Genomic DNA, 13,287 nt, shown 5'->3' on the forward strand with positions numbered 1-13,287 from the left:
AGCAGGGAGTCAGGACAATGGCCGATCGCTATCTGCACCTCACCGGCACAGCACCCGGCCGCTTCCTCACCCGGCGGCTCGGCCTGCCCCAGCCCGCCCCGCTGCGCCGCTGGACCCTGGAGACCCCTCGCCTGGACGGGCCGCTGCTGCACCTGACCGCCGGGACCTCGGCGATCCGGGACGGACTGGCGAAGGTGCTGGCCACGACCGGGCTCACCGTCGAGGCGCGGGCGGCGCGGCCCGCCGGGATCGTCCTGGACGCCACGGGAGTCATCTCCGCCCGGGGACTCGCCGAGGTGCACGCCGCCCTCCATCCCGTCGTACGGTCGCTGGCTCCCGGTGGCCGGATCGTCGTCATCGGCACGCCGCCGACCGTGGAGGACCACCATCAGGCCGCTGCCCAGCAGGCGTTGGAGGGTTTCGTCCGGTCGCTCGGCAAAGAGGTCGGGCGGGGCTCCACGGTCCAGCTCGTGCGGCTCCCGGCCGACGGGGCGCCGGAAGCCGCCGAGTCCACCCTGAGCTTCCTCCTCTCCCCCCGGTCCGCGTACGTCAGCGGCCAGGTGATCGAGCTGACCTCCGCCGCCCCGGGCTCCGTGCCCGACCGGTCCGCCCCGCTCGCCGGCCGAACCGCCCTGGTCACCGGCGCGGCCCGGGGCATCGGCGCGTCCACCGCCTCGGTGCTGGCCCGCGACGGGGCGCACGTGATCGCGCTGGACGTCCCCGGGGCCCAGGACGACCTGGTGCGCACCGCCGACCGGCTCGGGGCCACCGCGCTGCCGCTGGACATCACCGCCCCCGACGCCGCGGCCCGCATCGCCGCCGCCGCACCGGACGGGCTCGACGTCCTCGTCCACAACGCGGGCATCACCCGCGACCGCCGCCTGGCCAACATGCCGGCCGAACGCTGGGCCCAGGTCATCGAGGTCAACCTCGACAGCGTGCTCCGCACCACCGACGAGCTCCTGGGATCGGGCGCCCTGAACCGGGGCGGCCGGATCGTCGCCACCGCCTCCATCGCGGGCATCGCGGGCAACGACGGCCAGACCAACTACGCGGCCGGCAAGGCGGGCGTCATCGGCCTCGTCCGCTCGCTCGGCCCGCGCGCCGCCGCCGAGCACGGCGTCACCGTCAACGCGGTCGCCCCCGGCTTCATCGAGACCAGGATGACCGCCGCCGTGCCGTTCCTCATCCGCCAGGCGGGCCGCCGGATGAACTCCCTCTCCCAGGGCGGGCTTCCGGCCGATGTCGCCGAGGCCGTCGCCTGGTTCGCCCAGCCCTCCTCCGGCGCCGTCAACGGCCAGGTGCTGCGCGTCTGCGGCCAGAGCCTGCTGGGGGCGTGAGTCCGATGACCTCGCTCACCGCCTCGCTCGCGCGCGGGGCCCTCACCTCGCCGTTCAAGCGCGCCGGACGGCCGGACGCCACACTGCCGGCCGACCGCCTGACCCGCCCGGCCGCGCCCGTCGCGCCCGGCCCCCTCGCCGCGTACGGGAGGATCTGCGGGTTCACCGCATCCGGGGCGCTGCCGCTCACGTACCCGCATGTGCTGGCCTTCCCGCTGACCATGCGGCTGATGACCGGACGCGCCTTCCCGCTGCCGGTTCTCGGACTCGTCCACACCTGGATCGAGATCACCCCGCACCGGGCCGTGCAGCCCACTGAGCCGCTCGAACTGACTGTGTACGCACAGGAGTTGAGCTCGCACCGGCGGGGCACCGAGGTCACGATGACGACCGAGGCGCGGGTGGGCGGGGAGCTGGTGTGGGAGTCACGCAGCGGCTATCTGTCCCGGCACCGGCGGGCGACGCCGGACAACGCACCGGGGGGCCGCGCGACGCCGGGCGGGCCGCCGGGCCGGGCGACCGTCGGACAGAGCCCCGCCACCGCCCCACCGGCCGCCGATGCCCTGCCCGCCCGCGCCGAGTGGCGGCTGCCCGGTGATCTGGGGCGGCGGTACGGAGCCGTCTCCGGAGACCGCAACCCGATCCATCTGCACCCGCTGACCGCCCGGCCGTTCGGCTTCCCCCGGGCCATCGCGCACGGCATGTGGACGGTCGCCCGCTGCCTGGCCGAGGCCGGCGACCCGGCCGGAATCCGTTCCGTACGGGCCGAGTTCAAGGCCCCCGTCCCGCTGCCCGCCACCGTGACGTACGCGGCCGACGCCCCCGGGAAAGCCTTCGAACTGCGGAACGCGAGCGGACGGGTGCACCTCTCGGGGACGGCGAGCCGGAAGGCTTCCTAGGAAGCCGGGGGCTGCCAGGGCCGGGCCTGCATCAGGTTCTCCAGACCCGCCCAGGCGAAGTTCATGAGCGTCGCCGCGGCCTCCTTCGCCGAGACGTCCGGGGTGTCGTTGGCCCAGCCCGCCAGCGACTCCGCCGCACCCACCAGCGCCTGCGCGAGCCCCGCCACGTCCCGGTCCGCGAGTGCGGGGTCACTGTGCGCCTCCCGGGCGGCGGCCCCGATCAGCCCCGTCACGAACGCGACGATCTCGTCCCGCATGGAGCCGAGCTCGCTGACGAACGGCTCCCCGTGCGACCGCGCCTGGCGGTGCAGGACCGACCAGCCGTCCGGGTTCTCGGCGGTGTGGAGGAAGAACGCCCGCAGCCCCGCCCACAGTTGGCCGTCGGGAGGCAGCCCCGGCTCCACCCCGGCCCGCACCGCCTCCAGCAGGGCGTTCGCCTCGCGCCGGATGCAGGCGGAGAACAGCTCTTCCTTGGAATTCAGGTACAGGTAGACCAACGGCTTGGACACGCCCGCCAGCTCCGCGATCTCGTCCATCGAGGCGGCCCGGTAGCCGCGCCGGCCGAAGGTCCGCACCGCGGCGTCCATCATCTGCTGCTCGCGCACGGCGCGCGGCATCCGTTTGCTCTTCACTGCACCCACGTCCGGATCCTCCCCGCCCCCACTGCCCTGCTCCCGCCCCAGGGTACGGCGGCGCGCGGCCCTGCGTCGTGGCGAACGATCACCGGCGGCGGGGACGGCCGGGTGCGACCGACGGAGGAGAGGGGTCATCCCCTGGTCCGACGGTGGATCCACCCGGCGTCCGACGCGGGTTGTTCGAGCAGCCGCCTAGCGTGGCGGACATGACGATCTCCTCCCTGCGCAACAGACCGGCCGGGGCCGTCGCCGCGGCGCTCGCCCTGGCCGGTCTCGCCGCTCTGGCCACGGCCGCGCCCGCCTCGGCATCCGGCCCGGCGCCGGCCACCGCCTTAGCCCCCGCCTCCGCCGGCCCCGGCGACCTGGCCGAGCCGTCCCCGCCGACGCTCCCCCCGCCCACCGGCCGGTACGCCACCGGCCGCGACACCCTGCTCCTGACCGACCACGCGCGCACCGACCCGTGGGTACCGGCCGCCGGGCCGCGCCGGTTGCTGGTGTCGCTGAACTACCCGGCCCGCCCCGGCACCGGCGGCGACCCGGCCCCGTACATGACGGAGGAAGAGGCGCGGCTGATGCTCGCGCAGCGCGGCCTCGAGGACGTCGTACCGTCCGAGCTGGTCAGCGACATCGGCACCCATGCCCGTACGGCGGCCCGGCCGGCCCCGGGACGCTTCCCGCTGGTCCTGCTCTCCCCCGGCTTCGGCACGCCCCGGGCCACGCTGACCGGGCTCGCGGAGGAACTGGCGAGTCGGGGTTACGTCGTGGCGACCGCGGACCACCCGTACGAGTCGACCGGTACGCAACTGCCCGACGGGCGGGTCCTCACGTGTGCGGCCTGCGACAAGGTGGACGCGCAACCCGACCAGGCCGCGCGGCGGGCGGTCCTGGCCGACGTCTCCGCCGGGCGGGCCGACGACTTCTCGTTCCTGCTGGACCGGCTGACCGGCCCGGACCCGGCGTGGCGGCACGCCCGGACGATCGACCCGCGCCGGGTGGGCATGGCGGGCCACTCCATCGGGGGCAACGCGGCCTCCTCCACGATGGCCGCCGACCGCCGGGTGGACGCGGGGGTCAATATGGACGGCACGTTCTTCGACCCGGCGCCCGCCCGGGGGCTGGGCGGGCGGCCGTTCCTGATGCTGGGCACCGACCCCGGGCACGGCCCCGGCACCGACGACTCCTGGGACCACGCCTGGGCCCGGCTGGACGGCTTCAAGCGGTGGCTGACGGTGCGGGACTCCGGGCACTTCACCTTCACCGACATCCCCGAGATCGGTGAGCAGCTGGGCATCGAGGACCCGGACGCGCCGCTCTCCGCCGCGCGCTCGACCACGATCACCCGGAGCTTCGTGACGGCCTTCTTCGACCGGAGCCTGCACGGCCGGCCGGCCCGGCTGCTGGACGGCCCGACCCCGGCCGACCCCGAGGTCCTCTTCCAGCGCCCCTGACCGCGCGGGAGGCCCTGGGACACGACCGCGCCCCCGGTCCACGTACGTGGACCGGGGGCGCGGTCGTCGTGCGGGGCGGGTGCCACCGGCGACGTCAGGCGGGGACGGGCAGGGTCACCTTCTGCTCGGCCTCGCGGACGTCGTCCTGGCCGAAGGAGTCGATCGGGGAGGAGGAGGCCGAGTTGTACGCGTCGTGGTCGAGGATCTTCTCCCGGGCCGCGACGATCACCGGGACCAGCGCCTGGCCGGCCACGTTGGTGGCGGTGCGCATCATGTCCAGGATCGGGTCGATGGCCATCAGCAGGCCGACGCCCTCCAGCGGGAGGCCCAGCGTGGACAGGGTGAGGGTCAGCATGACCGTCGCGCCGGTGAGACCGGCGGTGGCCGCCGAGCCGATCACCGAGACGAAGGCGATCAGGAGGTAGTCGCCGATGCCCAGCTGCACGTCGAAGATCTGCGCGATGAAGATCGCCGCCAGCGCCGGGTAGATCGCGGCGCAGCCGTCCATCTTCGTGGTCGCGCCGAACGGCACGGCGAAGGAGGCGTACTCCTTCGGAACGCCGAGGCGCTCGGTGACCCGCTGGGTGACCGGCATGGTGCCGACCGAGGAGCGGGAGACGAAGGCGAGCTGGATCGCGGGCCAGGCGCCCTTGAAGAACTGGAGCGGGCTGACCTTGGCGACGGTGGCCAGGAGCAGCGGGTAGACGCCGAACATCACCAGGGCGCAGCCGATGTAGACGTCGGCGGTGAAGGTCGCGTACTTGCCGATGAGGTCCCAGCCGTAGTCGGCGATGGCGTAGCCGATGAGGCCGACGGTGCCGATCGGGGCGAGGCGGATGACCCACCACAGGGCCTTCTGGAGCAGTTCCAGGATCGACTGGCTGAGGGTGAGGATCGGCTGGGCCTTGTCGCCGAGCTTGAGGGCGGCGATACCGGCGACGGCGGCCATGAACACGATCTGGAGGACGTTCAGCTCGGTGAACGGCGTGATCACGTTGTCCGGAACGATGCCGGTCAGGAAGTCGATCCAGCTGCCCTTGGTCTCGGAGAGCGCGCCGTCCTTCGGCGTGAGGCCGGTGCCGGAGCCCGGGTTGGTGACCAGACCGATCGCGAGGCCGATGGCGACCGCGATCAGCGAGGTGATCATGAACCAGAGCAGGGTGCGGGTCGCGAGCCGGGCGGCGTTGTTGACCTGGCGCAGGTTGGTGATCGACACGAGGATCGCGAAGAAGACCAGCGGGGCGACGGCCAGCTTCAGCAGCTGGACGAAGAGCGAGCCGATCTCGTCGAGGGTGGTGACGAGCCAGCCGAGGTCCTGGCTGCGGGCCAGCCAGCCGAGCAGTACGCCGAGGACCAGACCGGCGACGATCTGGGCCCAGAACGGGACCCTGGGTATACGGAAACCGGGGCCGGAGCCGGTGGGCTGCTCGGCCTCGGGGGCGGTGGACGCGGGGTTCGCGGACACGGACACACTCCAACTGGGGACGCATCGGGACGCACGGAGGCAACCGTGCGGTCGTGCGGTGGAACGGGGACGGGGTCGCGGCGCCCGCGTCGGGGGGCGGCGCCGCTGCATGATGCCGTATCAGACCTCGCGGCAACAGACCGCGGACATACAGCGGCAGAGATCGACATGCAGGCGCGCCACGAGCGGGATGCTCGCGGCATGGCGGAGGCGCACAGCTGTCTTCACGTCGAATACGTTAACACTTGAACTTTGGGAACCTCAAAGCCTTTCTTTGGCTTCCGGGTGGAGGTCCGCCGGGCGGGAATGGCTGGAAAGCGGCGCAGAACGGCGGAGAACGCCGCGGACCCCGGTGCTGGAGCCTGTCGGCTCCCGCCCGGGGCCCGGCGGAGAAGGGGTGCGCGGCGCGCGAGTGTGAGGAAGCTTACGTGGCGCCTACAGGCGCTACTGGACCGCGTCCTCGCGGGTGCGGTTGGCGTCGAGGCGCGCCTTGGTGCGGTCGACGGTGGAGACGATCTGCTCGGACATCTCGTCGCGCTGCTTGCGCAGCAGCACGTAGCTGAGGGGGGCGGAGAGGAGGAGGCCGAGGAGGATCACCCAGACGACGTTGGAGCCCCCGAGCCCTGCGGGCACCAGCCCGAAGTGGACGGCGACACCGGCGGCGAGGAAGCAGCCGACGAAGATCAGCAGGCGCAACGCCGTGTAACGGATCAACGCGCTCGGCTTGGCAGCGGACACGGCTGGCCCTCTCTCTTCCCATGGACTCTCGACACGCTTCTGCCCGACCAGTGAAGCATGGCCCGAATTCTCTCGGTTCAGGGGGTTGCCGGGCCCGGCGGGCCGACGCGATCCGCACCCCGGGGCTCACAGCCGGAGCAGCATGACGATGTCGTCCCGGTCGTCGCCGGGGGCGACCCGGATCGCGTCCGGCACCCGGCCGACCTCCTTGTATCCGCAGGCGGCGTAGAAGCGGTCGGCGCCGGTGCCGCCCCGGCAGGTGAGGCGGATCGCCTCGATGCCCTCGACGGAGCGGGCGGCGTCGGCGGCGGCCGCCATGAGGTCGCGACCGTAGCCCTTGCCCTGGTGGCGGGGGTGGACCATGACGGTGTAGAGCCACAGCCAGTGCTTCATCAGCCGGTGGCTGTTGAGGGCGAGGAAGGCGGTGGCGGCGACGGCCCCGTCCTCGTCCCGGCCGACCACCAGCCGGGTGCGGCCCTCCTCGATGGCGACCAGGTGCTTCAGCAGCTCGGGCCGGATCTCCTCGGCCGTGACGGGCGGAACGAAGCCGACGGCTCCGCCGGCGTTGCTGACGTCGGCCCACAGGGCGGTGATGCCGTCGCGCAGGGCGGGGGTGAACGAGGGATCCAGCTCGAAAGTAAGTGCCATAGGGGAAGATTAACCATTACATCCTGCATGGCTCAACCCCGTCCGAAACGCGAAAAGGCCCCGGCCGGGACGGCGGCCGGGGCTCTCGTTCGGTGCGGGGTCGGACAGGACGGGCGTCAGACGCGCATCGGCTGCGGCGACTCGCGGCGGTCCGCCTCGGGGCCCGGGTACTCGCGCAGGATCTCGTACCGGGTGTTCCGCTCGACCGGCCGGAAACCGGCGTCGCGGATCAGGTCCAGCAGATCCTCGCGGCCGAGCTTGTTCGGCGTGCCGAAGTCGTCGGCGTCATGCGTGATCTTGTACTCGACGACCGAGCCGTCCATGTCGTCCGCGCCGTGCTGCAGCGCGAGCTGGGCGGTCTGCACACCGTGCATCACCCAGAACACCTTGACGTGCGGCACGTTGTCGAAGAGCAGCCGGGAGACCGCGAAGGTCTTCAGCGCCTCGGCGCCGGTCGCCATCGTGGTGCGTGCCTGGAGCTTGTTGCGGACCTTGCCGTCCTTCATGTCCACGAAGTCGTGCTGGTAGCGCAGCGGGATGAAGACCTGGAAGCCGCCGGTCTCGTCCTGCATCTCCCGCAGCCGCAGCACGTGGTCGACGCGGTGACGGGGCTCCTCGATGTGCCCGTACAGCATCGTCGCCGGGGTCTTGAGCCCCTTCTCGTGCGCGAGGCGGTGGATGCGCGACCAGTCCTCCCAGTGGGTGCGGTGGTCGACGATGTGCTGGCGGACCTCCCAGTCGAAGATCTCCGCGCCGCCACCGGTCAGCGATTCGAGACCGGCCTCGATCAGCTCGTCGAGGATCTCGGAGGCCGAGAGGCCGGAGATCGTCTCGAAGTGGTGGATCTCCGTCGCCGTGAACGCCTTCAGCGCCACGTCCGGGAGGGCTTCCTTCAGCGCGCTGAGCGAGCGCGGGTAGTAGCGCCACGGCAGCGTCGGGTGGAGCCCGTTGACGATGTGCAGCTCGGTGAGGTTCTCGCCCTCCATCGCCTTGGCGAGGCGGACGGCCTCCTCGATGCGCATCGTGTACGCGTCCTTCTCGCCCGGCTTGCGCTGGAACGAGCAGTACGCGCACGAGGCGGTGCACACGTTCGTCATGTTGAGGTGACGGTTGACGTTGAAGTGCACCACGTCGCCGTTCTTGCGCGTGCGCACCTCGTGCGCCAGCCCGCCGAGCCACGCCAGGTCGTCGGACGCGTAGAGGGCGATCCCGTCCTCGCGGGTCAGCCGCTCGCCGGCCCGGACCTTCTCCTCCAGCTCGCGCTTGAGTCCCGCGTCCACTAGGGCGCCTCCCATATCTCCGTGTATCAGACTTCGGCCAACCGTACTCCCCCGCCTTTCGGGCGGGAGGCGCCCCCTCTACGGCGCTGCGCGCCTAGGCCTCTTCGGGCAGTTCTCCGACCCGGTTCTCCCACTTGGTGGAGAGCACGATCGTCGTCCGCGTCCGGGAGACGCCCTTCGTACCGCTGAGACGGCGGATCGTCTTCTCCAGCCCGTCCACGTCGCCGACCCGGACCTTCAGCATGTACGAGTCGTCGCCCGCGATGAACCAGGCGTCCTCGATCTCCGCGAGGTCCTTCAGTCGCCGCGCCACGTCCTCATGGTCGGCCGCGTCCGACAACGAGATCCCGATCAGCGCGGTCACGCCGAGCCCCAGCGACGCGGAGTCGACGGTGGCGCGGTAGCCGGTGATGACACCAGCGGTTTCCAGCCGGTTGATGCGGTCGGTGACGCTGGGCCCGGAGAGCCCCACGAGCCGTCCCAGCTCGGCGTACGAGGCCCTGCCGTTCTCCCTGAGGGCCTGGATGAGCTGCCTGTCCACCGCGTCCATATGACTGAAACCTTCCATTGTTCAGCAGTACCGCGAGTCTACGTGTAGAATCTAAGGCATGCAGGGCCGATGCCCTGTAAATCTTCTAGAACATCCAAGAAACGCTTTCGAATCTTCAGGAGTGAACTTCACCGTGTACACGATCGAGATGGCCTACGCCCGGATGCGCGAGCTGCAGGACCTGGCCAACCGCTCGCGTGCCCACCAGCCCGCCGCCGCGCACCGCGTCGACAAGACCCGCACCCCGCGCGTGCACAAGAAGCGCTGACCAGGACCTGACGAGCAGGGCCCAGCGGTAGTGACCAGGGCCTATCGGTCCTGAGGGCCTCGGGAACCGCCACCGAGCTCTCCTTCCCAACGGCGGTAGAGCCGGTGCGGCACGCCTCCCGCGTCCAGCACCCGGCCCGCGACGAAATCCACCAGATCCTGGATGTGCGTCGCACCCGCGTAGAACGCCGGAGAGGCGGGCAGCACGATCGCGCCCGCCTCGTCCAGGGCCACCATCTGCTTCAGCGTCTGGCCGCTCAGCGGAGTCTCGCGGACCGCGACGACGAGCGGACGGCGCTCCTTGAGCGTCACGCTCGCGGCCCGCTGGAGCAGATCCTTCGACAGACCGAGCGCCACTCCGGCCACACAGGCCGTCGAGGCCGGCACGATGAGCATCCCCTTCGCCGGGTACGACCCGGAGGACGGCCCGGCCGCCAGATCACCGGCGGGCCAATGGCGTACGCGCTCCAGCTCCGCGTCCCCGACGGCGAACGCGTCCGGCTTCCCGTCGGCCCCCCGCGCCAGCCAGGTCCGCAGATCCTCGCGCCAGTGCCCGTCCCGGAACGCGATGCCGGTCTCGTCCAGCAGCGTGAGCCGCGAGGCCCGGCTCACCACCAGGTCCACGCTCTCGCCCGCCGCGAGCAGCCCGCGCAGCACGGCGGCCGCGAACGGGGTACCCGAAGCGCCCGACACCCCGACAATCCAAGGCCGCCGCTGCTGATGAGTCACTGAAGTCCTGGATTCCACACCCGCGAGCCTATCCGGCACGCCCTCGCGCCCGGCACCCGGAACCGGGCGGGCGCCGCAGACGTTCACCGGGTGACGGGCAACCGGGGGCAGGGACTGAACCATGGGCGACTACTGGACCACCGGCCGGACCACGGGCGACGGCGCCACCGGCGGCGCGCGGGCCCTCACCGCAGGGCTCCTGATGGCGGGCTGGGTGGCCCTGCTCTGGATCCTCGAAGGGATCGACACCGCCACGGGCAACGCCCTGGACACCTACGGCATCAGCCCGCGCGAGGCGGCGGAGCTGCGGGACGTGGTGCCCGCCGCGTTCCTGCACAGCGGCTGGGAGCACCTGGCCTCCAACAGCGTTCCGCTGCTGGTCCTCGGCTTCATCGCCGCCCTCGCGGGGCTCCGACGCTTCGCCGCCGTCGTCGTGACGATCATCCTGGTCAGCGGCCTCGGCGTCTGGCTGACCGCCCCGCCGAACACGATCACGCTCGGCGCGTCCGGCGTGGTCTTCGGGCTGCTCGGCTATCTCCTGGTCCGCGGCTTCGTGGACCGCCGCCCCTGGGACGTCCTCATGGGCGTCGGCGTCGCCGTGGTCTACGGCTCGCTGCTGTGGGGCGTCCTGCCGACCGACTCGGGCGTCAGCTGGCAGGGCCACCTGTTCGGGCTGGTCGGCGGAGTGGCGGCGGCCTTCCTCTTCCGCCGCCCGCGCCGCGCACCGGACAACCTGGTCACGGTCTGACGGGCCTCACGGCGTCAGGCCGCGCACCAGCAGGTCGAGCAGCGCGCAGGCGAACAGCGCGATGCCGATGAAGCCGTTCACCGAGAAGAACGCCCGGTTCAGCCGGGACAGGTCGTGCGGCCGCACCACCCGGTGCTCGTAGACGAACGCCACCGCCACGATCGCCATGCCGATCCAGTAGAAGACCTCGGCGTCCGTGGCCAGCCCGAACCACACCAGCAGCCCGGTCGTGACCACGTGGCACACCCGCGCGCCCCACAGCGCCGCCGGAATCCCGAAGCGCGCCGGGAAGGACAGCACCCCGTGGGCCCGGTCCGCCTGGACGTCCTGACAGGCGAAGATCAGGTCGAAGCCGCCGATCCAGATCCCCACGGCGAGCCCGAGGATCACCGCGTCCCACGACCAGCTGCCGGTCACGGCGAGCCAGGCGCCGACCGGTCCGATGGCCTGGGCGAGGCCCAGGATGGCGTGCGGGAAGTTCGTGAACCGCTTGCCGTACGGATAGAGCACCATCGGCGCGACGGCCAGCGGGGCGAGCACCAGGCACAGCGGGTTGAGCAGGGCCGCCGCGCCGAGGAAGACAGCCAGCGCGACCAGCGCGCCGGTCCACGCGGACTTCACCGACACCGCGCCGGTCACCAGCTCACGGCTCGCGGTGCGCGGGTTCCGGGCGTCGATCTCCCGGTCGATGATCCGGTTGGCGGCCATCGCGAACGTCCGCAGCCCCACCATCGCCAGCGTGACGAACAGCAGCGTGCCCCAGTGGACGCTGCCGTCCAGCAGGAACATCGCGGTCAGCGCGGCGATGTACGCGAACGGCAGCGCGAAGACCGAGTGCTCGATCATCACGAGCCGCAGGAAGGCCTTCACCTTGCCGTCCGAGGGCGTCGGCCCGGGGACGGACGCCGCCTCCGCCGTACTGCTCACAGCCCGTATTCCTTCCAGCGGCGGTCGACCTTCGCCGCCGTCTCCGGGTCGGAGACGACCATCTCCGGCCATCCGCCGTCCCGGGTGTAGCCCTCGGTGGGCAGCTTCCTGGTGGCGTCGATGCCCGCCTTGCCGCCCCAGAACTGCTGGTACGAGGCGTGGTCCAGGTGGTCGACCGGCCCCTCGGTGACCGTGAGGTCGCGGGCGTAGTCGGTGTTGCCGAGCGCCCGCCAGGCGACCTCGTGCAGATCGTGGACGTCGCAGTCGGAGTCGACCACCACGATCAGCTTCGTCAGCGACATCATGTGCGCGCCCCAGATCGCGCTCATCACCTTCTGGGCGTGCTTCGGGTACTTCTTGTCGATCGAGACGATCGCGCAGTTGTGGAAGCCGCCCGCCTCGGGGAGGTGGTAGTCCACGATGTCCGGCACGATGATCTTCAGCAGCGGCAGGAAGAAACGTTCCGTGGCCCGGCCCAGCGGCCCGTCCTCGGTCGGCGGGCGGCCCACCACGATGGACTGGAGCAGCGGCCGCTTGCGCATGGTGACGCAGTCGATGGTCAGTGCGGGGAACGGTTCCTGCGGGGTGTAGAAGCCGGTGTGGTCCCCGAACGGGCCCTCGGGGAGCATCTCGCCCGGCTCCAGCCAGCCCTCGATGACGACCTCCGCCTGCGCGGGGACCTGGAGCGGCACGGTCTTGCAGTCGACCATCTCGATCCGCTTGCCCTGGACGAACCCGGCGAAGAGGTACTCGTCGATGTCCCCGGGCAGCGGCGCGGTGGAGGCGTAGGTCACGGCGGGCGGGCAGCCGAAGGCGATGGCGACGGGCAGCCGCTCACCGCGCCGGGCGGCGACCTGGTAGTGGTTGGCGCTGTCCTTGTGGATCTGCCAGTGCATCCCGATGGTGCGCCTGTCGTGCCGCTGGAGCCGGTAGAGGCCCAGGTTCCGGACGCCGTTCTCGGGGTGCTTGGTGTGGGTGAGGCCGAGGTTGAAGAAGGAGCCGCCGTCCTCGGGCCAGGTGAACAGCGCGGGCAGCTGGTCCAGATCGACGTCGTCCCCGGTCAGCACCACCTCCTGGACGGGCGCGTCACCGGACTTCACCTTCTTGGGCGGCACGTGCACCATCGAGCCGAGCTTCCCGAATGCCTCCCGCACCCCGACGAAGCCCTGCGGCAGCTCCGGCTTGAGGAGTCCGCCGATCTTGTCGCTGATGTCGCTGTACGACTTCAGTCCGAGGGCCTTCAGGAGACGCCGGTCGGTGCCGAAGACGTTCATGGCCAGGGGCATCGAGGACCCCTTGACGTTCTCGAACAGCAGGGCGGGCCCGCCGGCCTTGTTGACCCGGTCGACGATCTCGCCGACCTCCAGGTGGGGGTCGACCTCGACCTTGACGCGCTTGAGATCACCATCGCGCTCAAGAGCCCGGAGCAGGGAGCGAAGATCGTCGTAAGCCATGCGGTCCAGTTTGTCATCCCCGCCCCCGCGGCCCCGCCGGGGCTCCCCCCGCGCCACGCGCCGAAAGTCCGCCGACCGTCCGGGCACGCGCCCGGCAGGTCCGCCTCCGGGCCCCGGTCCCTTCATGCCGAGCCGGTACCCTGGCCGCGACACCGGGCT

14 protein-coding genes are annotated in these 13,287 nt (G+C 71.7%); 5 read left to right on the forward strand and 9 right to left on the reverse strand.

The annotated features are described in order from the left end of the window. Positions 1 to 17: 17 nt before the first annotated feature. Together ACH4RG_RS24765 and ACH4RG_RS24770 are read left to right on the forward strand one after the other, a co-directional pair. Positions 18 to 1,340 carry a 3-oxoacyl-ACP reductase gene (locus ACH4RG_RS24765; protein ID WP_397920712.1) on the forward strand — a complete coding sequence of 441 codons (1,323 nt, stop codon included), beginning with the start codon at positions 18 to 20 and terminating at the stop codon, positions 1,338 to 1,340. A 5-nt stretch (positions 1,341 to 1,345) separates the two neighbouring features. Beyond that, entirely contained in the window at positions 1,346 to 2,239 is an 894-nt protein-coding gene (locus ACH4RG_RS24770) for a MaoC/PaaZ C-terminal domain-containing protein (protein WP_398540283.1), read from the forward strand. On the opposite strand, the gene ACH4RG_RS24775 is transcribed toward ACH4RG_RS24770, so the two are convergent. Next, positions 2,236 to 2,880, reverse strand: coding sequence for a TetR/AcrR family transcriptional regulator (locus ACH4RG_RS24775; RefSeq protein WP_397920710.1), 645 nt, complete (start codon positions 2,878 to 2,880; stop codon positions 2,236 to 2,238). The genes ACH4RG_RS24770 and ACH4RG_RS24775 overlap by 4 nt on opposite strands. 200 nt (positions 2,881 to 3,080) lie before the next feature. Between ACH4RG_RS24775 and ACH4RG_RS24780 the strand changes: the two genes are divergently transcribed. Then, positions 3,081 to 4,322: an alpha/beta hydrolase family protein gene (locus ACH4RG_RS24780; RefSeq protein WP_398540259.1), complete on the forward strand. Its 1,242-nt coding sequence runs from the start codon at positions 3,081 to 3,083 to the stop codon at positions 4,320 to 4,322. A gap of 94 nt (positions 4,323 to 4,416) precedes the next feature. On the opposite strand, the gene ACH4RG_RS24785 is transcribed toward ACH4RG_RS24780, so the two are convergent. From ACH4RG_RS24785 to ACH4RG_RS24805, 5 genes are all read right to left on the reverse strand, one after another. Continuing rightward, positions 4,417 to 5,787: a dicarboxylate/amino acid:cation symporter gene (locus ACH4RG_RS24785; RefSeq protein ID WP_397920706.1), complete on the reverse strand. Its 1,371-nt coding sequence runs from the start codon at positions 5,785 to 5,787 to the stop codon at positions 4,417 to 4,419. A 444-nt stretch (positions 5,788 to 6,231) separates the two neighbouring features. After that, positions 6,232 to 6,525, reverse strand: coding sequence for a DUF4229 domain-containing protein (locus ACH4RG_RS24790; RefSeq protein WP_215106163.1), 294 nt, complete (start codon positions 6,523 to 6,525; stop codon positions 6,232 to 6,234). A 126-nt stretch (positions 6,526 to 6,651) separates the two neighbouring features. Further along, a complete protein-coding gene (locus ACH4RG_RS24795; RefSeq protein WP_397920704.1) occupies positions 6,652 to 7,173 on the reverse strand; it encodes a GNAT family N-acetyltransferase in 522 nt (173 codons plus the stop codon). Between the two features lie 116 nt (positions 7,174 to 7,289). After that, the gene (mqnE, locus tag ACH4RG_RS24800; protein ID WP_018961622.1) at positions 7,290 to 8,453 is read right to left on the reverse strand and encodes an aminofutalosine synthase MqnE; all 1,164 of its coding nucleotides are present in this window, start codon (positions 8,451 to 8,453) and stop codon (positions 7,290 to 7,292) included. 94 nt (positions 8,454 to 8,547) lie between these two features. After that, positions 8,548 to 9,003: an Lrp/AsnC family transcriptional regulator gene (locus tag ACH4RG_RS24805; RefSeq protein WP_003968405.1), complete on the reverse strand. Its 456-nt coding sequence runs from the start codon at positions 9,001 to 9,003 to the stop codon at positions 8,548 to 8,550. Positions 9,004 to 9,124: 121 nt separating this feature from the next. Between ACH4RG_RS24805 and ACH4RG_RS24810 the strand changes: the two genes are divergently transcribed. Then, the gene (locus ACH4RG_RS24810; RefSeq protein WP_397921792.1) at positions 9,125 to 9,271 is read left to right on the forward strand and encodes a hypothetical protein; all 147 of its coding nucleotides are present in this window, start codon (positions 9,125 to 9,127) and stop codon (positions 9,269 to 9,271) included. 41 nt (positions 9,272 to 9,312) lie between these two features. On the opposite strand, the gene ACH4RG_RS24815 is transcribed toward ACH4RG_RS24810, so the two are convergent. After that, positions 9,313 to 9,999, reverse strand: coding sequence for a UbiX family flavin prenyltransferase (locus tag ACH4RG_RS24815; RefSeq protein WP_397920702.1), 687 nt, complete (start codon positions 9,997 to 9,999; stop codon positions 9,313 to 9,315). Between the two features lie 121 nt (positions 10,000 to 10,120). Between ACH4RG_RS24815 and ACH4RG_RS24820 the strand changes: the two genes are divergently transcribed. Then, positions 10,121 to 10,747: a rhomboid family intramembrane serine protease gene (locus ACH4RG_RS24820; RefSeq protein WP_397920700.1), complete on the forward strand. Its 627-nt coding sequence runs from the start codon at positions 10,121 to 10,123 to the stop codon at positions 10,745 to 10,747. Positions 10,748 to 10,753: 6 nt separating this feature from the next. Here the strand turns inward: ACH4RG_RS24820 and mqnP are convergent, their stop codons facing one another. Both mqnP and ACH4RG_RS24830 read right to left on the reverse strand, forming a co-directional pair. Beyond that, positions 10,754 to 11,674: a menaquinone biosynthesis prenyltransferase MqnP gene (mqnP, locus tag ACH4RG_RS24825; protein WP_398540260.1), complete on the reverse strand. Its 921-nt coding sequence runs from the start codon at positions 11,672 to 11,674 to the stop codon at positions 10,754 to 10,756. Continuing rightward, positions 11,671 to 13,128, reverse strand: coding sequence for a menaquinone biosynthesis decarboxylase (locus ACH4RG_RS24830; RefSeq protein ID WP_397920696.1), 1,458 nt, complete (start codon positions 13,126 to 13,128; stop codon positions 11,671 to 11,673). Before ACH4RG_RS24830 ends, mqnP begins: the two co-directional genes overlap by 4 nt. Positions 13,129 to 13,287: the final 159 nt, after the last annotated feature.

This window comes from Streptomyces sp. NPDC021019, from assembly GCF_044333295.1.
In the GTDB taxonomy this organism is placed as follows: domain Bacteria; phylum Actinomycetota; class Actinomycetes; order Streptomycetales; family Streptomycetaceae; genus Streptomyces.